Below are 19,217 nucleotides of genomic sequence, written 5' to 3' on the forward strand. Positions count from 1 at the left end.
TAGCCTTCGCGGCAACTTGCACAGCCAGACCTCACTGTTTGCGCATTGTTCAGGGTGTCACCGTAGAGTCAGCACGGAATCACCGCATGACAGCGCCACGCTCTAGGATGAGAACACGCCGACATAGCAAGTCAGACTGTCGCCAAACTGATCAAATGCAAGCTACTCAGCAAAAGATAGGCGGGAACACCGGCTGACTCCATCGGCTGGTTTCATCCATAGGCAGAACCTAAGATTCAGAAGCAGGCATGCAGAAGCTGCTATTCGCACGGAGGAAGCCTGGTACCAGGCGATCGACGCTCAAGCATTGCCGTACACAGCCCGGATGAACAAGGCACCGACGTACACAGCTTGAGCACGCTCACGAAACATCGTATTTAACATAATATATATTATGCGAACTACAATATACACGGGTTCATTAGTGATCCTGGGCGCCCGTATGGTCAGTTGCTTTGGTCCATCAGGTCAGGCCTATCAGGTCGAGTCGTCGGGCCAAGTCCAGCGAGTTGAACCTGTCGCTTGCATCAGCGACGGCAAGGATCACGATCCACTTGAGCTCGCACCAGGCACTCCGAGCCATTTTGCCAGAGTCCGTGTGCAAACAGCCCGTTAGCTCAAGAGCGCGAAAAAACTTATCCTTGATAGAATTAACGCACAAGTGCTGTAGAATAATTCGAGCCACATGTGACCCACACCGCTCATCTAGTCACTCAACCTTGCCGCGCGCCGTGATGACTCACGCGTCGGCGCGAATCGGAGTCAGCGATGCCCTCCTTCCCGTCCTGTCTGTCAGCTAGCGCTGGATTCATGCACAACGGCATTCGACGCCTTCGGCGCATCAGCGGCCGCGCAGCAGTGTTGATCATGGCAGCGGGATTGTCAGCCTGTAGCGGGCCTCAGATAGAGGATTACGCGGGCAGCGGCCCTGAATTTCGCATCGATGACTACTTCCTGGGCCACACGCGTGGCTGGGGCATGGTGCAGGATTACCGTGGTGAGGTGACGCGGCGGTTTGTGGTCGATGTCATCGGCAGCATGCAAGGCAACCAGCTGATTCTTGAGGAAGACTTCGTCTATGCCGATGGCGAGACACAACACCGCCGCTGGACCTTTACCCCTGCGGGTGATCGCCAATGGATCGGTCGAGCGGCGGATGTTACGGGCGAAGCGACAGCGACGACCCGCGGTAATGCCCTGCGCATGAACTACGTGCTTCAAGTACCGATCGACGACAGTACTTGGGAGTTCAGCATGGATGACTGGATGTATCTGCAACCGGACGGCCGCATCCTGAACCGGACTTCGATGCGCAAACTGGGCCTCGAAGCCGCTAATATTACCCTGGCATTTCAGCGTTGTCCCTGTGACTCACCAGCGTCTGAGCCGAAATGACAGCTCTTGCGCGGCAATAACGTGAGCCCTTAATGGCTCCAATCCTTGATAAGCGCCAGCATCTGATAGCCTAGCCATCATGTGTCGGCGGATTTGTCAGATTGCGGCTCAAGAGAGCTTTCCACCCTAGCCTTCCATTTACCGTAATCTTCATCTGGCGCCATCGGCTCTCCGAAAGCGTGTCCCTGCAATTGATCAAAGCCCAGATCAACCATTGTCTGGCGATGGCGTGAGTGTTCGATGCCAACTGCGATGGCGGATATATCCAGGGCATGCAATGCCGCCGTCCAGGCTTTCAATAGCCGCCCCTGACGCGTATCGGTCTGCAACAGACTGATCCAGCGAGGATGCAGTTTCACGCTAGCGATGGGCAGCATGCTTAACAGACGCAGGCTGTCATGCTCAGGGCCGAAACGGTCGACACAGAAGCTGATGCCGTCATTGGCCAGCGATTTCATCGCCGAGACCAATGGCTCAGGCGTCGCGACAAAACTCTCGACACCGCTGATATCAAGGCGAAGGCAATCTCCCCTGAGTCTGTAGAGGCGAAGAACGCGCCGCAGAACATCCATATACTCGGCTTCAACGAGACGCGACGCCGTTACGTTCAACGACAGCGGCAACACGGTAGCCCCCTCCTCCCTAGTCGAAACCCAATGGCTCAGCAAAGCGCAACTTCTGCGCAAGACCCAGATATCAAGCTCCTCATCCAGCCCCGCGTGTCTGGCGATGCGCAGCATCTGATGGGGTGTGATCCAGCGATCCTTGTCCTGCCAGCGCAGTAGCACTTCCTGACCACTGAGGCTTTGACGGCCAGCAGTGACGATTGGCTGCAGGTGGATACGTAGTTCATTGTCACGAAGTGCTTGGGCAAAGCGGTTGTTCATCTCGAAACGCAGATTCAGATTGTCTGTCAGATCCGCGAACTGCACGCCCTTCTCTTTCGGCGCCCATTCACTGGCACAGACAAGCTCCTCTTCCACCACCTCGACCAGTTCCGCCCCTGACATGTCATCGCTGATGAAGGTGCCTGCTCCGATCAGTAAATCAGGTCGGGTGTTGGCGGAGAGATGCAATAGCCAAGGTTGTTCCACGAAACGATGCCAGCGCATGCCGTGTAAGGCCTGGTTACGAGGTAACAAAATCATCAGGGTATCTTCGCTGATGCGCCCCTTGAGTAGGCTCTCATCATCGAAGTTTTCATTGAGCTGGTGGGACAATGATTGCAGTACGCCTTCGTAGAAATCGACACCCTGCTGCCTGCGCAGTCTTTCAGCATTTTGCAGCTTAATCAGGATGACTTGTATCGGCCCTTGACTTGCATATTCTTCTAGCCAAGCAGCCATTTTCTGAAGAAAGCGCCTACGCAGGCTGTAGCCGGTAATGGGGTCGATATTGGCTTGCAGGGTGGCGCGTGCGCGTTCTGCCAGCAGCGCATCACGCTGGATTAGCTCATTCTCGACCAACAGTGCACAACGCTCCAGCCGCTCCAGCTGGGCCGTAGCCAGCTGACGGGGCTTGTGGTCGATCAGACACAAGGTGCCCAGCGGCAATCCGCTACTATCACGCAGCACGGCACCCGCATAGAAGCAGACATGCGGTGGCCCTGTCACCAGGGCGTTATCAAAGAAGCGCTCATCCTGACGCGCATCATTGATGACCAGAAAGCGCTCTTCATGCAGCGCGTGGGCACAGAAAGCGAGATCCCTGTCCGTCTGCCGTGCATCCAGCCCACAATGGGCCTTGAACCACTGGCGGTCTTCGTCCACCAGCGACACGAGGCAGATGGGCACATCAAAGATATCGGCGACCAGGCGCGTCAGATCGTCATAACGCTTTTCATGATCACTATCCAATACATGTAAAGAATGCAGGCTATTGAGACGCTCTTCTTCACGCGGATGAGGCGCCGCCGGCCTGAAGCCGGGGCGCCCACCTGGCGCGAGGGTCGTCTTTGGAGTGGAATCTGCCATGGCCTACTTCCTCGTTGGAATTTCCAGGAGATATAACCGCATTTTAGTACTTGAGCATACTCGTCTCGACTGTTGACTGGCAGAGTCGGCAAATTACGCGCCACTAACGATAATTGAGCGTGTAAAGCCCTGCACGCCCTGCCATTAGGCAACTTCATGATGCAATTTCTCTTCACCACGACGCAGAAAGCCCCGCAGCAAGGCTACGGGGCTTTCTGGATGGCGCTTGTCCCTTTGAGGTCAGGCGCTTCGCGCCTCACTCAAGACGCGACAGGGTCTCAGGCTTCGGCAGGTGCATAGGAGCCATCTTCACGATGGACTTCCTTGCCGGTCAGGCCTGGGGTGAACACACAGGCCAAGTGCATGGTCTTGGTGGCACGCAGCAGGTGATCGTCATGCTCGTTGAGGATATAGATGTCGCCCGGCTTGATCGGCCAGATCTTGCCATCGGCCAAGGTTTCGACCTCACCCTCACCTTCCATGCAATACACCACTTCATAGTGATGCTTGTAATGGATGTGGGTCTCGGTGCCTTCAAAGATTCGGGTGATGTGGAACGAACACTTGCCACCATCTTCATCGAGCAGCAGGCGCGTGCTATCCCAGTTGCCATTCTCGGCCTTGACCAGACGATCGGTGCTGCGAGCTTCTTCGAGATTGCGAACGATCATGTGTTTTCCTCACTAGGCTGCCTGACATCGACAGCTGACAGATGGCGATTACCGTAACGAAGGGATGACCTGGATGGGCAATCGGTGGGGATGGCAAGCCAGGGGCTCACCAACGACCCGCGGGGCACCGATGATCGGGCGCCCCGCGGGAAGACAACGTTACTTGGACAGCACCGCGGCAGCGTTTTCCTCGATGATATCGAGGGCCTCCAGCAGATCTTCGTCGCGGATGGTCAGCGGGCACAGGCACTTGACGACCTGACCGGAATGACCACTGGTCTCGATGATCAAGCCCTGCTCGAAGCAGCGTGAGGTGATGGCATCGGCCAGCTCACCGTCACGGACATCGATACCGCGCATCAGGCCACGGCCCTTCTCGTGCGCTTCGAAGCCGTTCTCGCGAGCCTTGGCGGCAATCTTCTGGAAGCGGTCTTCGACGATACGGCCCTTACGCTGGATGTCGCGCTCGAACTTGTCATCGCTCCAGAAGTGGCGCAGCGCGGCGGCGCCGGTAACGAAGGCCAGGGCGTGGCCACGGAAGGTGCCGTTGTACTGGCTCGGCTTCCACTGGTCCAGCTCGGGACGCATCATCACCATCGCGAACGGCACACCGGAGGCAGACAGCGACTTCGAGTTGCAGACGATATCCGGCACGATGTTGGCGTGCTCGAAGCTGAAGAACTTGCCGGTACGACCACAACCCGCCTGGATATCATCCACGATCAGCAGGATCTTGTGCTCCTTGCACAACGCATCCAGACGCTGGAGCCATTCGATGGAGGCCGGGTTGATACCGCCCTCACCCTGTACGGTCTCGACCAGCACTGCTGCCGGGCGATCCAGACCGCTGGAGGAATCTTTGAGCAGCTTGTCGAGATAGGCAACGGTGTCGATGCCCTCACCCATGTAGCCATCGTAAGGCACGAATTGCGCACCCTGCGCCGGCAGGCCTGCCGCATCGCGGAATTTGGCGTTACCGGTGGTGGCCAGCGCACCCATGGTCACACCATGGAAGCCGTTGGTGAACGACACGATGTTGTGGCGGCCGGAAACCTTGCGCGCCAGACGAATGGCAGCTTCGACCGCGTTGGTGCCGGTCGGCCCCGGGAAGTGGACCTTGTAGTCCAGACCACGCGGCTTGAGGATCACTTCCTCCAGCGCTTCGAGGAAATCACGCTTAGCGGAAGTCCACATATCCAGACCGTGAATGATGCCATCATTGCTGATGTAATCGACCAGTGCCTTCTTGAGTACCGGATGATTATGCCCGTAGTTGAGCACACCGGCACCGGCGAGGAAATCGATGTAGCGCTTGCCGTCCTCGGTGAACAGGTGGGCATTCTGCGCCTTGGTGAAAACGGTCGGGAAAGAACGCGAATAAGTGCGTACCTCGGATTCCATCTGTTCGAGAATCTGCGTATTCATGCTGTCACCTCCCTGGTGATGGATGGCCGCGTACTAAAAGGCCATACCAGAATGTAAAGACGATCCAACGAATGACACTGCCCCCACCTCGCTAACACATGGGGTCAGCAGGAGATGTCACAACCTTCCTGTCGTGAACATCTGCCGAACGGGACGTGATTCTTCTCGACGACCGACACAAGAATCATGACGGCGTCCCGTCCGGGACTTCTTGCGATTTGCTACCCGCCCTTGCTGCGCATGGGCCTTGATTTTCACAAGAGCCTTGAGCGCGTCGAGCACTCAGATGTCTCTTGGCAGGAACGGGCCGATGCGCACCAGGTTTTCGGCTAGGTGCACGCCACCCAGCTGGTCTGAAGAGAAGTATTCACGCGAGTGAAGCGGCACCTGCCAGCGCTCGGCGAGGCGAGTGAACAATGCCCAGGACGCCTCGTTGTCCGGCGTGATGGTGGTCTCAAGATGACGCACGTGCGCCATTTCGGGACGCTTCATCACGGCTTCAATCAAACGACGTGCCAGGCCAGTACCACGCGCCTTCTCACCGACGGCGATCTGCCAAAGGAAGAAGGTCTGCGGGGCGTCGTTGCGGGTGTAACCGGAAACGAAGCCGACGACCTCACCTTCCTCATCTGTCGCGATGGCACAGCTGTCACGGAACTGCGTGGCCAGCAAAACGTACGAATACCCTGAATTGAGGTCCAGCGGCGGGCAGGCCTTGACCAGCTCATAGATGCCCCAACCATCATCGGTAGTCGGCTGACGGATGAACAACGGCGCGCTGGCGCGGTTGATCACAGCATCGTGGGTGTGGTGGGCCAGGCCCTGAATCGTGGAAGTCATTGTCATGGTTTTCATAAAATATTTCGCAGTTGGCGAATTCGCTATAAACCATAACAAACCGTTATGGATGTCGCAAACCATAAATTATTCTCGTGAAGCGTATGGATAACGTAGAATTATCCCAAGCCCCGTGTCGGTGAGCGCGCAAGCCGGGGCCATGGCCAGTACCAGTACCGGGCAATACTCGCCCTTGCCCACCGCCCGCAGGTGGTTTGTCCCCACCAGACGCAAAACGGCACCCCGAGGGGCGCCGTTAGATTGCCTGCTCATGCGGCATCTAGCCTTGCTATCGTTGCCAATGCCGCTGAGGCGGCTTCTGCACTAGTGCTTGAACCCTAGGGCTTCCGTCACTGCTGTTTCTGCACATCACGCTTCTTGCTCGCGATCGCGACAATCTGGCCCAGCTCATCATGGCGGCTGAACTGCACCGCGCAATTGCGTCCCTCATGCTTGGCGGCGTACAGCGCCATGTCCGCATTGTGTGATAGCTGTTCACGGTCGGCGCCATGTTGAGGGGCGATAGCAATCCCGATGCTGCAGCCCACTTCCAGCTTGTGCTCTTCATACAGGAATGGCTTGCCCAGACTGTCGATGATGCGCTGGGCCAGCTGGGCGAGTTCCCCGTGGCGACCCAGATTCGCCTGGATGTCGGCATTGTGGACCAGCACCACGAACTCATCGCCTCCCAGACGCGCGACGAAATCGCCCTTGCGCACCACCTGATTGAGTCGCTCCGCGATCACCTTGAGCGCCACATCCCCGGCAGCATGGCCATGGATATCATTGATGGGCTTGAACTTGTCGATGTCCAGCATGAGACACGCCAGCTGCCCGCCTTCGTCACTGACGCTTTCGAGCCAATGCTCGACCCGCTCATAGAAATGCTGTCGATTGGGCAGCCCCGTCAGAGAATCATGCATCGCCAGTTGCGTGATACGCTTCTTGTAGTTGTTGCTCTCGATGATGTTGTACTTGAACTTCTGCAACGCCCGCGCCATCTGGCCCACTTCATTGGTGTGCTGAGTACTATCGATCACCACGCTCACATCATCGTTGGCCAAGGTATTCATGGTCTGCGTTAGACGACGTATCGGCACCAGGACATAACGTCCAAACAGCCACATCGAGATGCCGATCAGCACCACGATCATCGCCAACGCCAGGCCATTGACGACCGGCGCCACCGTGGCCAACAGATTGAGCGTCTTGCCTACCGAGGCAGAGGTCGCCCCGATCCGCATGCGGGTTTCATGATCCAGCACCGCCAGTGCTGCAAGCGCTTGTGCTTCATTGATCCTGACTTGCTGATCGATCTCACGCGGCGAAAGCTCTGTCTGCTGGTCATGCAACTGGCTGACCTTGTTCAAGCGGTCACTGTAGGACTGGATGACATCGGCAATATCGCGAATAGCACGCTGCTCGGCAGTATTCATGCCCATCTCACGATATGCCGCCAGTGTCGCTCGCAGCGACTCGAGGTCCTGCGCCGCCTGTTGACCGTAGATAGCATCACTACGCAGTACGTAATTCTTGAAGTGGTGGATCATCTCGCCATAGCCGAGGTCACGTCGCAGGTTGGCTACCAGTCTCGCCTTACCCATGCCGTTCTCAAGCGGGTTGTCATTATCACGTAACTCAGCGACGGAGATACGGCGCAAGGTATCTAGCCCTGAGACAGCCTGGAAATCGTCGATCTTTACCACCTTGTCGATATCGGTACTAGAACGCCCCTGCTCAATCATCTCGCGTATTCTAGGAGTCATCTGCTCATAGCGACTGATGGTGGCACGCAGACCCGCCACCGCCATTTCCTCTCCTTGTGATAACCCGAGGTTTTGATAGCGGTTAAGAGCACTACGTGCGGCCCCAATCTCACTTTGTATCTCAACGAGCAAGTCAAGGTCCTGACGCAATACGAGATTCTTGAAATCATGCACCATACCGCCATAGCCTAAGGCCTTGGTCAGCTGCCCCTCTAGGCGCGGCTTGTCAGAGCGCGCCTGCTGATATTCCTGCCAGTCACGCTGCAGGTCGGACACATTACGGGTAATAAATGCCAACACGATCAGCAACACCAGACCCGCCAAGGCAGAAAGCACACAGATGATGATGTTGATGGTGCGAAAACGCAGGTTGGCCAGACTCATGAAGGCTATCTCTTGACGATGGAAGGAAAGGTTCGACGAACACACGTCATGCCGGACGGCCGTAGAGCTGATGCCAGCATGAAAAAGATACTGCCACGATACCAGATAACCCTAATACTTTACTCAGCTACTTCACTGAGCCTCCCTTCATACGCCGAGCGCCCTGGCCTGGATATCCCAGGCTCGCGCCAGCTCGCCTCAACCCATGAGAGGCCGACGTCGCACGCATAAAAAAATCTCCCACCGAAAATCGATGGGAGATTGCATTCTTGGCCTGTGCTTGGATCGACTCTGGCATTGGCCTGGCCACATGCCTGAAGCCAGACCCGCCCTCAGCTGTAGTAGGCGTTGGTCGTGTCGGTATGATCGGTGACGTCACGGACACCGGTCAATTCCGGGATACGCTCCATCAGCGTCTTCTCGACACCATCCTTCAGGGTCAGATCGACGGCGGAGCAGCCTTGGCAACCGCCGCCGAACTGCAGGACGGCGACCTGCTCTTCGGTCAGCTGCACCAGTTTGATCTCGCCGCCATGAGCTGCAAGCCCCGGGTTGATCTCGCTGTAGAGGATATAGTTGATGCGATCTTCCAGCGGGCTATCCGCGTTGACCTTGGGCATCTTGGCGTTCGGTGCCTTGATGGTCAGCTGGCCGCCCATGCGATCGGCATTGAAGTCGACAGTCGCTTCTTCCAAGAAAGGCACGCTGTGCGTGTCGAGATAGACCTTAAGCTTCGGCAGATCCAGGATCTCATCCGTCGGCTCTTCCTCGCCCGGACGGCAATAGGCGAGACAGGTCTCGGCATATGGAGTGCCCGGCTGGGTGATGAAGATGCGCACGCCGATACCTTCGACGTTCTGCTTCTCGAGCAGCTCGGCAAGATACTCTTGGGCGCTATCGGTAATCTGGATGCTCTCACTCATGGCGCAGAGACTCTCTTGATGTCAGGTGACTAATGGCTCCATGTTAAGGGAAAACCTGCTGCACTCGCAATCCTGAGCAAATCACTCGGGTTTGGTGACTGCGCGCGACCACTCCCTTTTAGACACTCCTGACTGACTCATGTTGCCCATGAATCATGCTCATCGTGACGCTTCTGTAGTCTGATACGATAGCTCCAACTGGCCAAGGCGGGGGTTTCTGAGCGAATCCCTCGCCGGCGCCTCTCAATAGCAATGAGTTCGCGCCTGTGGCGTGTGACTTTCTCGGCAAGATGCTGGCTTGGCAAAGCACTGGCTTGGTAGAGAAAGTTGCCCGCCCGGGAAACAACGCGACAGGTCACGTACGCTGGAGTCCGTCATGGCGCAAGCCCAATCCCCTGTTCCTTATTCTCTGTCCTTGTCCGACGCGCTGAGCCAGGCGCTGCAGGAACGCATCCTGATCCTCGATGGCGGCATGGGCACCATGTTGCAGAGTTACGGGCTGGAGGAGGAAGACTTCCGAGGTGAGCGCTTCGCCGACTGGCCCAGCGACATCAAGGGCAACAACGATCTGCTGGCGTTGACCCGACCGGACATCGTCGAGGCGATCCACCGCGCCTACTTCGAGGCCGGCGCCGATATCGTCGAGACCAACACCTTCAATGCCACTCAGCTGTCGCAGTCCGATTACGGCATGCAGGCGCTGGTCCACGAGATCAACCTCGAATCGGCACGCCTGGCGCGCAAGACGGCGGATGCCGTGGCCGCCGAGACTGGCATCCCGCGCTTCGTCGCCGGGGTGCTGGGTCCGACTAGCCGCACCTGCTCCATCTCGCCGGACGTGAATGACCCCGCCAAGCGCAATGTCACCTTCGATATCCTGCGCGACAACTACCGCGAAGCCGCATTGGCGCTCTTCGAGGGCGGCGCAGACCTGATCCTGATCGAGACAATCTTCGACACCCTGAATGCCAAGGCGGCGATCTACGCCCTCGAGGAGCTGTTCGACGAAGGCCATCCGCGCCTGCCGGTGATGATCTCCGGCACCATCACCGATGCCTCGGGGCGTACGCTGTCCGGCCAGACTACTGAAGCCTTCTGGAACTCGGTCCGTCACGCGCGCCCGCTGAGCATTGGCCTCAACTGCGCACTGGGCGCCGAGGAGCTACGTCCTTATCTGCGTGAGCTGTCCGAGAAGGCCGATACCTTTGTTTCCGCGCACCCCAACGCCGGCCTGCCCAACGAATTCGGCGAGTACGACCAGACCCCGGACGAGATGGCCGAGATCATCGGATCCTTCGCCGCCGCGGGCCTGCTCAACATCATCGGTGGCTGCTGTGGCTCCACCCCGCAGCACATACAGGCGGTCAAGCGCGTGGTGTCCCAGTACCCGCCGCGCAAGGTGCCGGAGATCGCGCCGGCCTGCCGCCTGTCGGGACTTGAGCCCTTCAACATTCAGCCGGACTCGCTCTTCGTCAATGTTGGTGAGCGCACCAACGTCACCGGCTCCGCGCGCTTCCGCCGCCTGATCAAGGAGGAGGACTACACCACCGCGCTGGAAGTGGCCCTCGAACAGGTCGAGAATGGCGCCCAGGTCATCGACGTCAACATGGATGAGGGCATGCTGGAGTCACAGGAGGCCATGGTGCGCTTCCTGAACCTGATCGCCTCGGAGCCGGACATCTCGCGCGTGCCGATCATGGTCGATTCCTCGAAGTGGGACATCATCGAGGCGGGGCTCAAGTGCATCCAGGGCAAGGCGGTGGTCAATTCCATCTCGCTCAAGGAAGGCGAAGAAAGCTTCCGTCAGCAGGCGCAGATCTGTCGTCGCCATGGCGCCGCGGTAGTGGTCATGGCGTTCGATGATGTCGGTCAGGCCGACACCTATCAGCGCAAGATAGAGATCTGCGAGCGCGCCTACCGGATGCTGGTCGATGACATCGGCTTCCCGGCCGAAGACATCATCTTCGACCCCAACATCTTCGCCATCGCCACCGGCATCGAGGAGCACGACAACTACGGGGTCGATTTCATCGAGGCCACGCGCTGGATTCATGACAACTTGCCCCACGCGATGATTTCCGGTGGCGTCTCCAACGTGTCCTTCTCGTTCCGTGGCAACAATCCGGTCCGCGAAGCGATCCACTCGGTATTCCTCTATCACGCCATCCAGGCGGGCCTGAGCATGGGCATCGTCAACGCCGGCCAGTTGGCTCTCTACGATGACCTGCCCCGGGAGCTGCGCGACGCCGTCGAGGATGTAGTGCTCAACCGCCGCGATGACAGCACCGAGCGCCTGCTCGACATCGCCGACAAGTACAAGGGCGATGGCAGCAGCGGCGAGAAGAAGGAAGACCTCGAATGGCGCAGCTGGTCGGTCAACAAGCGCATCGAGCACGCGCTGGTCAAGGGCATCACCGTCCATATCGAGGAAGATACCGAAGAAGCGCGCCTGCAGGCAGCCCGGCCCATCGAGGTCATCGAAGGGCCGTTGATGGACGGCATGAATGTGGTCGGCGACCTGTTCGGCGCGGGCAAGATGTTCCTGCCCCAGGTGGTGAAGTCGGCGCGCGTCATGAAGCAGGCGGTCGCCCACCTGATCCCCTTCATCGAGGCCGAGAAGAGCGGCGAGACCCAGGCCAAGGGCAGGATCGTCATGGCCACCGTCAAGGGCGATGTCCACGACATCGGCAAGAACATCGTCGGTGTGGTGCTTCAGTGCAACAACTATGAGGTGATCGACCTGGGCGTGATGGTGCCGGCGGAGAAGATTCTGCAGACCGCCATCGACGAGAAGGCCGACATCATCGGGCTTTCGGGGCTGATCACGCCGTCGCTGGACGAGATGGTCAGTGTCGCGAGGGAGATGCAGCGCCGTGGCTTCGAGTTGCCGCTGCTGATCGGTGGTGCCACCACGTCCAAGGCCCATACCGCAGTCAAGATCGAACCGCAGTACGATCAGCCGGTCATCTATGTCACTGATGCCTCACGCGCGGTGGGCGTGGCATCGCGTTTGCTGTCGCCGGAACTCAAGGCAGCTTATGTCGATCAGATTCGCACCGAGTACGCCGTGGTGCGCGAGCGCAATGCCAAGCGCCGCCCCAAGGCCGCGGATCTCGACTACCGCGAAGCGCGCAAGCGTCGCTTCCAGACGGACTGGGAGCATTACACCCCGCCGGCCCCGAGCTTTACCGGCCTCAAGGTCTTCGATGACTACGATTTGAATGAACTGGTCGAGCGCATCGACTGGACGCCCTTCTTCATGAGCTGGCAGCTGGCGGGCAAGTACCCGAAAATTCTGCAGGATGAAACAGTCGGGGAAGCGGCGCGTTCGTTGTTTGCCGATGCCAAGGTGATGCTGCGCAAGCTGATCGATGACAAGGTGCTGTTGGCGCGTGGCGTGATCGGCTTCTGGCCGGCCAACTGTGTCGACGACGACACCCTGGAAGTCTACGCCGATGAATCACGCACACAGGTGGTCGAGCGCCTGCATCATATCCGTCAGCAGATGACCAAGAATCGTGATGGCGTCTGTCACAGTCTTGCCGACTACATCGCCCCGCGTGATAGCGGCAAGCCGGACTGGATCGGTGGCTTCGCCGTGACCACCGGGCATGGCGCGGATGAACTGGCCAGGGAGTACGAGGCGGCTGGCGATGATTACAACGCCATCATGGTCAAGGCGCTGGCGGACCGTCTCGCCGAAGCCTTTGCCGAGCGCCTGCACGAGCGCGTACGCAAGGAGTTCTGGGGCTACGACAGCGAGGAAGTACTCGACAACGAGGCGTTGATCGCCGAGAAATATCGCGGCATTCGTCCGGCGCCCGGCTATCCGGCCTGCCCGGACCACACCGAGAAGGCCACGCTGTTCCGCATGCTCGAACCAGGCAAGCATGCCGGCATGGAGCTGACCGAGAGCTTTGCCATGTGGCCAGCCGCCGCCGTCTCAGGCTGGTACTTCGCGCACCCGGAGTCGAAGTACTTCTCCACCGGCAAGATCACTCGCGATCAGGTGCAGTCCCTGGCGAGCCGCAAGGCAATGGAGCTTGGCGAGATGGAACGCTGGCTGTCGCCGGTGCTGGGCTACGATCCAGACACCGATTGACTCCTCCCGTCAGCTGCCCCCACCGTCTGACACCGCCAACGTCGCCCCGCGCGCCTCACCTCTCAGGAAGTGGGGCGCGCTGTTGTCTGTGAGCCGATGTCTTCAGTTTGCCGAGCGCGCTATCATGTTGCCCCTCTTGTCCGCTGTCGTGAGTCGCCCGTGCTGCCGTTGTCACTGCTTTGTCTATCACTCCTCTATAAATCAATGCTCTGTTCACTGGTTTCCCGTTTTTCAGGCACATTCGAGGCTTTCAATTCTTCCCGAGCTTCATATCCTTTCGCCACCCCGCGTGGGAGCGTCTGATGCTGGGGAATCTTGCGCGCAACACACGAATACTGAAACTGGCGCTGCCCATCATCGGGGCGATGCTGTCGCAGAGTCTGCTCAACCTGATTGATGCGGCACTGGTCGGCAGCCTGGGGGAAACGGCGCTGGCGGGTGTCGGGATCGGTGGCTACGCCATGTTCATGGTCACGGCACTGATCTTCGGGCTGTCTTCCGCCGTTCAGGCTCAGACCTCGCGACGCCTGGGCGAGGAATCGCCCGAGCGTTGTGGCGAAGGCCTCAATGCCGGCCTGGTGTTGGCGTTGTCGATCGGCATTCCTGTCACCCTCGCCTGCCATCACTGGGCTGGGCCGCTGCTGTCACTGATCAATGACCAGTCCGGCGTGCATGAAACGGCCTCGTCATATTTTCAATGGCGTGTGCTGGGGCTGATACCTGTCGCCATGGCGTTCTGCTTCCGGGGCTTCTGGAATGGCCTGCAGCGCACCGGGATCTATCTGCGCATCATGTTGATCACCCAGGCGGTCAATGTCGTGCTCAGCATCATTCTGATCCATGGCCTGTTCGGTGCTCCGCAGATGGGCGCGGATGGCGCCGGGGCCGGTACGACACTGTCCCTGCTGGTCGCATTGGCGCTGTGGATCAAGGCGACGCTGGGCGAGCGCAGTCTGCACGGTGTTCTGCATGCCTGGCCGCCGATGACGCATTACCTGACGCTGTTGAAGCTCGCGGTGCCCCACTCCTTTCAGCAGTTATGGTTCGCGGCAGGCTACGCGATGCTGTTCTGGATACTCGGTCAGATCGATGCGGCCAGTGTCGCGGTCGGCCATGTACTGGTGAATCTCTCCCTGCTACTGATACTGCCCGGGGTCGGACTTGGGCTGGCCGCCATGAGTCTGGTGGGGCAGTCTCTGGGCAGCGGCGAACATGAAGAGGCCCACCGCTGGGGGTGGGACACCGTGCGCGTGGCACTGCCGTGTCTATTGCTGCTGGGCTTGCCACTGTGGGTCGCGCCCGAGAGCGTGCTCGGATTGTTCCTGCATCGCCCACAGTTGATCGAGCTGGGCAAGCTACCTCTGCAGATGACGGCCGCCATGATCGTGCTCGATTGCACCGCTATCGTGCTGGCCCAGGCACTGCTGGGCGCCGGCGCCCATCGCACCGTGATGCTTGCCACCTTGAGCCTGCAGTGGCTGATCTTTCTGCCCGCGGCCTGGTGGTGGGGGGTTCATCAGGAAGGGGGCCTCGTCGCCATCTGGGCAATTCAGCTCGCCTATCGCCTGCTCAACTCGCTCGTCTTCGGACTTATCTGGCAGCGAAGAGCATGGCAAGCCTTGCGCCTTTGATAATGCTCTATGATGCGACTCGCCATTCATCGCTGTAGCCACTCGCTCCTGTAGCTCATGGTAAATATCAAGAGTCAATGATATAGATCGTTCAATCGTTGAAATTTGGTAAATGGCAGCTTTGTTGCAGTCAATTCAAGGCCTGCCCAGTCGCGTATCCTGATTGAATTGTAATCAAATGTAATAGGGAGAACGCCATGTCCGCTGCCACCCACGAGACAGGACGAGTACAACTTGGCTTGCCAAGGCTGATCGTCCTGTGTGGTTGCCTTGCCCTCAGCGGGTTGGTCAACGCCGCATCCTCTGGCTCTTCCTCCTCCGATCTCACGCCTCGAGCCTCAATAAATACTCAAGCTTCGACCTATCCTTAAGGCGAGTCGAGGGCACGTGTTGCACAGAAGGCGATGCCAGGACGCACGCTGAACGCCACCTTCGTGAACCCCGGGCTTCGTGGCGAGCGCTTCTGGGACATGGTGACGAACACCATGCGAGCGGCCGCCCTGGACTTGAACATCTCGCTGGAAGTCGTCTAAGCCGAGCGGAATCCCATCCTGCTCAGGAAACTCGCGATTCAGGCTTTGGAGAGCCCTTCCGCTCCTGATTATCTCCTGCTGGTCAATGAAGAGCAGGCGGCATCCGAGTTGTTGACGATCGCGGATGGCCACGACACCCATGTCGTGATGCTGTTGAACGGACTGAGCCGCGAACAGGCGCTGATTCATGGCACCCCGGGGTCCCTCCACCCCTCCTGGATCGGCAGCGTCATCCCGGACAACCATACCGCGGGCAAACGCATGGCGGCCCAGTTGATCAAGGTGGCGCGGGAAGGGTCCCCCACCGAACAATTGCATGGGCTTGCCTTGATCGGGGATACCCGAACACCTGCCTCGATTGCCCGCAATACCGGCATGCTTGCCGGCTTTTCCCAGGACCAGAATGTCCACATAGACCGCATACTCGAGGCGCGCTGGAATACTCGGGATGCTGAACATCTTACTGCGCAATATCTTAAGTGGGTCAGCCGCTCAAGCGGTCAGAATGATCTGATCTGGGCGGCGAATGATGCCATGGCCGAGGGGGCCATTCTTGCGCTCGAGTCAGCGAGCCTCACGCCCGGCGTGGATGTGCTGGTGGCAGGACTCAACTGGTCACCGGAGGGTATCAGCATGGTGAAGGATCAGCGCATGCTGTTGACGGACGGCGGTCATTTCATGGCGGGAGCCTGGGCGATGGTGATGGCAAGAGACCATGCCGATATCGAGGAATGGACCCCCAGAACCGTCAACTTTCCGATGAGCGCCATCACGCATGGTAATGTGGCTCGATACGGCCCATTTCTGGAAAATCCTGACTGGGAGGCTGCAGATTTCGCGGCCTTCGGATTGCAGCCATCGCAGGATGACTATGGGTTTGATCCGATGAAGGTATTGGCGCAGATGCTTGATCACCAGGCCGCGGCATCCGGATTGCTCCCTCAGGCTCCTGCCGTCTAGAAGAAGATTGCACATTCCAGCGCGCTCATGAATACCCCTCAATGAGGGGCCGCAAGGATAGCTAGCAGGGCGACTTTCATCGCCACCGAGGGAGAACAGCGTGATCAATGATGGCCCGACACCCGTCAAGACCCCGGATACGGCACCCGGGGGTGATGGCGAGCATGCGTCACCGCTCAGATGGCGAATACTGCGGATACTTGCGCCGCTGGTATTCGCCATCTGTGCCATCAGTGGAGCCGTGAGTTATTACCTTTATGCCAGTGAGGCCGTCGAGCACATGCATGATGACCATCAGGAAATGATGGATATCGTGGCACTATCGATGCCGGACGCCATCTGGAACTTTGATGATGAGAGAGTTCATGCCTACCTCGAGACTCTCAGTCATCACGCCAGCGTCCATGCCGTGCGCTACTTCAATCATGAGGGTGAGCTTGTCGAGGAGATAGCCAAAAGCGGCACAGCCTTGAACCCCCGTCACGCATTCGAAGCCACTTGTCTATCAGAATTCTCTGGTCAAGCAGGCCGTTGGCAGACTTGAACTGGAGAGCACCAACGCACCGTTGCTTGCCGCCCGTTACCAGGGTGGAGCAGTGCTGTTCGCGATTGCCCTGACCATCATCCTGTCGATCCTGCTGATGCTTTCCTGGCAGTTGAAGCGCTATGTGATGAACCCCTTGAGCAAGGCTGTGAGGCGCATGAGGCAGCTGGAGGGCCAGCATGCCACCTTCCAACGAATTCCCCCTGTTCACTCGCGTGAGATCAACAAGGTCATCGTGGAGCTGAACAAGCTGGGGCAGCGAATCTTCAACATGATGGAAACGCTGCGTAACAACGAAGAGCGCTATCAACACTTCTACCGTGATACCCCCGCATTGCTGCTGGTGATCGACGACAAGGGCACAGTGCAGGATGCCAGCGAGCAAATGCTGGAGGTGACCGGTTGGACACGTGAACATCTTGTCGGCATGCCCTTCGATACTCTCATCAGCAGTCAGAATAGCAAGCATATCCATCGCATCAGTACTGCCTTGAAGCTGGGCAATGCCTGCAATGACCTTGTAATGACATTGAACTGCCGACATCAGGAAGACCGTCAGGTCCAGGTGGTCATTCCGGCCGCCAATGGCAGCCAATCCCGGGGCACGATGATGCTGCTGACGGACATCACCGAACTGACCAGGACCCAGCAGCGACTGTTGGAGCATGAGCTGATTGACCCCTTGACTCAATTGCCCAACCGGCTGTCACTCAATCAGCACGTACAACAGTTGATCGCACGTGACGCTGTCTTTGGTTTGCTGCTGGTCAATATCGATCGATTCCACAGCATCAATCACCACCTGGGGCCGATGGACGGTGATCTGCTGTTGAAAGAGGTTGGCGCACGACTCAAGGAGTGTGACCCCGCCTGGATCGGTCGTACTGGTGGTGATGAATTCGTCATGACCTGTGATATCAATGACTTGCGACCACTTGTTCACCGAATTCAAATCGCCTTCTCCCATCCGCTGCTCAAGGCTGGCGAACCCATCCATCTCAGTCTGAGCATGGCGGGTCTGCAGGCGCAGGCAGATGACGAGAGCCCGAGCCGGCTGATGCGTCTGCTGGAACTTACCGTGGTCGATATCAAGCATAAAGGGGGCAATCAATACCGCACCTGCGTCCGTGACAGCGCGCTGGAAGACGGTGAGCCGTTGTTCCTGAAGGAGCGCATGATTCGCGAAGCCTTGACCATGGGCTGGTTCCGCCTCTATTTACAACCCATCTTCCGGGCGGCCAGTGCCGATCTGGAGGCGCCGGAACTGCTCGGTGCGGAGGCACTGATCCGCCTTGAGCACCCTGAGCTCGGCCTGGTACCACCCGATGAGTTCATTCCGGCAGCAGAAAAGACCGGACAGATCGTCGAGATCGGCAACTGGGTATTGGAAGAGGCTGCCGTCATCCTGTGTGAATGGCGACGACTCGGGATCGAGGAGCGCTATCTGTCCGTCAACGCCTCTGTCATCCAGTTCAGGGATCAAGGCATGCTGCACCAGCTCGAGTCACTGCTCGAGCGCTACCCGATTCGTCCCTCGCAGCTGGTGGTCGAGGTCACCGAGAACCTGATGCTCGACAGCAAAGACAGCTTGCGTTATCAGTTGCAGGCCATACGCAGGCTGGGCGTCAACCTCTCGCTGGATGATTTCGGAACAGGCTTCTCATGTCTCTCCTATCTGCATGATCTGCCTTTCGGCATCCTGAAGGTCGATCACTCCTTCGTCATGAACGTCGAGACCAGTCGCCGGGACAGGGAGCTGGCGCGGGTCATCGTCGCGATGGGCCAATCCCACGGCATGCAGGTCGTTGTCGAGGGGGTCGAGGAGCTGGGGCAAGCCGAAATCTTCCAGACCATGGGCGTCCACGCCTTCCAGGGCTTTCTCTTCGGTCGCCCGATGCCGCAGCAAGTCTTCGAGACGCGCTTTCACGCCCATGCGGATTCGCGCCTCAGTCTGCTGAAACCTGTCAGGAGCGCACCAGGCACAGGCAATGACCTGGACTGATATCGTCTGACTGATGTCGTCAGTTCTGCGCGAGCCCGGCCTGTGGCAGGCCCTTGCCTATCGTGAGCCCT

General features: G+C 58.5%; 13 protein-coding genes. 7 read left to right on the forward strand and 6 right to left on the reverse strand.

Translation table 11 applies throughout. The features are described from left to right. The first annotated feature begins 810 nt into the window (after positions 1 to 810). Positions 811 to 1,395, forward strand: coding sequence for a DUF3833 domain-containing protein (locus LCW13_RS09060; protein ID WP_225346684.1), 585 nt, complete (start codon positions 811 to 813; stop codon positions 1,393 to 1,395). A 77-nt stretch (positions 1,396 to 1,472) separates the two neighbouring features. On the opposite strand, the gene LCW13_RS09065 is transcribed toward LCW13_RS09060, so the two are convergent. The 6 genes from LCW13_RS09065 to nfuA form a co-directional block, all read right to left on the reverse strand. Next, entirely contained in the window at positions 1,473 to 3,368 is a 1,896-nt protein-coding gene (locus tag LCW13_RS09065; protein ID WP_175088781.1) for an EAL domain-containing protein, read from the reverse strand. A 278-nt stretch (positions 3,369 to 3,646) separates the two neighbouring features. Then, entirely contained in the window at positions 3,647 to 4,039 is a 393-nt protein-coding gene (locus LCW13_RS09070; RefSeq protein ID WP_043334232.1) for an ectoine synthase, read from the reverse strand. Positions 4,040 to 4,198: 159 nt separating this feature from the next. Next, entirely contained in the window at positions 4,199 to 5,464 is a 1,266-nt protein-coding gene (gene ectB, locus LCW13_RS09075) for a diaminobutyrate--2-oxoglutarate transaminase (RefSeq protein WP_043334231.1), read from the reverse strand. A 282-nt stretch (positions 5,465 to 5,746) separates the two neighbouring features. Continuing rightward, on the reverse strand, positions 5,747 to 6,304 hold the full coding sequence (ectA, locus tag LCW13_RS09080) for a diaminobutyrate acetyltransferase (protein WP_404813685.1): 558 nt from the start codon (positions 6,302 to 6,304) through the stop codon (positions 5,747 to 5,749). Positions 6,305 to 6,651: 347 nt separating this feature from the next. Beyond that, on the reverse strand, positions 6,652 to 8,451 hold the full coding sequence (locus tag LCW13_RS09085; protein ID WP_175088783.1) for a sensor domain-containing diguanylate cyclase: 1,800 nt from the start codon (positions 8,449 to 8,451) through the stop codon (positions 6,652 to 6,654). Between the two features lie 332 nt (positions 8,452 to 8,783). Next, positions 8,784 to 9,374: a Fe-S biogenesis protein NfuA gene (gene nfuA, locus LCW13_RS09090; RefSeq protein ID WP_175088784.1), complete on the reverse strand. Its 591-nt coding sequence runs from the start codon at positions 9,372 to 9,374 to the stop codon at positions 8,784 to 8,786. Between the two features lie 376 nt (positions 9,375 to 9,750). Here nfuA and metH point away from each other — a divergent pair, with 376 nt between their 5' ends. The 6 genes from metH (at position 9,751) to LCW13_RS09115 (ending at position 19,146) form a co-directional block, all read left to right on the forward strand. Further along, positions 9,751 to 13,476 (forward strand): methionine synthase, encoded by a 3,726-nt coding sequence (gene metH, locus LCW13_RS09095; RefSeq protein ID WP_175088785.1) that lies wholly within the window; start codon positions 9,751 to 9,753, stop codon positions 13,474 to 13,476. 302 nt (positions 13,477 to 13,778) lie between these two features. Continuing rightward, positions 13,779 to 15,107: an MATE family efflux transporter gene (locus tag LCW13_RS09100; RefSeq protein ID WP_175088786.1), complete on the forward strand. Its 1,329-nt coding sequence runs from the start codon at positions 13,779 to 13,781 to the stop codon at positions 15,105 to 15,107. A gap of 404 nt (positions 15,108 to 15,511) precedes the next feature. Further along, positions 15,512 to 15,640 carry a hypothetical protein gene (locus LCW13_RS17440; protein ID WP_263643029.1) on the forward strand — a complete coding sequence of 43 codons (129 nt, stop codon included), beginning with the start codon at positions 15,512 to 15,514 and terminating at the stop codon, positions 15,638 to 15,640. Between the two features lie 45 nt (positions 15,641 to 15,685). Further along, the gene (locus LCW13_RS09105; RefSeq protein ID WP_225346686.1) at positions 15,686 to 16,600 is read left to right on the forward strand and encodes an ABC transporter substrate-binding protein; all 915 of its coding nucleotides are present in this window, start codon (positions 15,686 to 15,688) and stop codon (positions 16,598 to 16,600) included. A gap of 100 nt (positions 16,601 to 16,700) precedes the next feature. Beyond that, positions 16,701 to 17,144 carry a hypothetical protein gene (locus tag LCW13_RS09110; protein ID WP_225346687.1) on the forward strand — a complete coding sequence of 148 codons (444 nt, stop codon included), beginning with the start codon at positions 16,701 to 16,703 and terminating at the stop codon, positions 17,142 to 17,144. A gap of 52 nt (positions 17,145 to 17,196) precedes the next feature. Then, on the forward strand, positions 17,197 to 19,146 hold the full coding sequence (locus LCW13_RS09115) for a sensor domain-containing protein (protein WP_175088789.1): 1,950 nt from the start codon (positions 17,197 to 17,199) through the stop codon (positions 19,144 to 19,146). The last annotated feature ends 71 nt before the right edge of the window (positions 19,147 to 19,217 follow it).

It is taken from the genome of Cobetia amphilecti (genome assembly GCF_020217465.1).
GTDB classification, from domain to species: Bacteria; Pseudomonadota; Gammaproteobacteria; order Pseudomonadales; family Halomonadaceae; genus Cobetia; species Cobetia amphilecti.

Excerpts from the sequence above, each read along its gene's own strand:
- LCW13_RS09070 (WP_043334232.1), bottom strand. The coding sequence starts at position 4,039 with ATGATCGTTCGCAATCTCGAAGAAGCTCGCAGCACCGATCGTCTGGTC.
- ectB (WP_043334231.1), bottom strand. The coding sequence starts at position 5,464 with ATGAATACGCAGATTCTCGAACAGATGGAATCCGAGGTACGCACTTAT.
- nfuA (WP_175088784.1), bottom strand. The coding sequence starts at position 9,374 with ATGAGTGAGAGCATCCAGATTACCGATAGCGCCCAAGAGTATCTTGCC.
- LCW13_RS09060 (WP_225346684.1), top strand. The coding sequence starts at position 811 with ATGCACAACGGCATTCGACGCCTTCGGCGCATCAGCGGCCGCGCAGCA.
- LCW13_RS09065 (WP_175088781.1), bottom strand. The coding sequence starts at position 3,368 with ATGGCAGATTCCACTCCAAAGACGACCCTCGCGCCAGGTGGGCGCCCC.
- LCW13_RS09085 (WP_175088783.1), bottom strand. The coding sequence starts at position 8,451 with ATGAGTCTGGCCAACCTGCGTTTTCGCACCATCAACATCATCATCTGT.
- LCW13_RS17440 (WP_263643029.1), top strand. The coding sequence starts at position 15,512 with ATGCCAGGACGCACGCTGAACGCCACCTTCGTGAACCCCGGGCTTCGT.
- metH (WP_175088785.1), top strand. The coding sequence starts at position 9,751 with ATGGCGCAAGCCCAATCCCCTGTTCCTTATTCTCTGTCCTTGTCCGAC.
- LCW13_RS09100 (WP_175088786.1), top strand. The coding sequence starts at position 13,779 with ATGCTGGGGAATCTTGCGCGCAACACACGAATACTGAAACTGGCGCTG.
- ectA (WP_404813685.1), bottom strand. The coding sequence starts at position 6,304 with ATGACTTCCACGATTCAGGGCCTGGCCCACCACACCCACGATGCTGTG.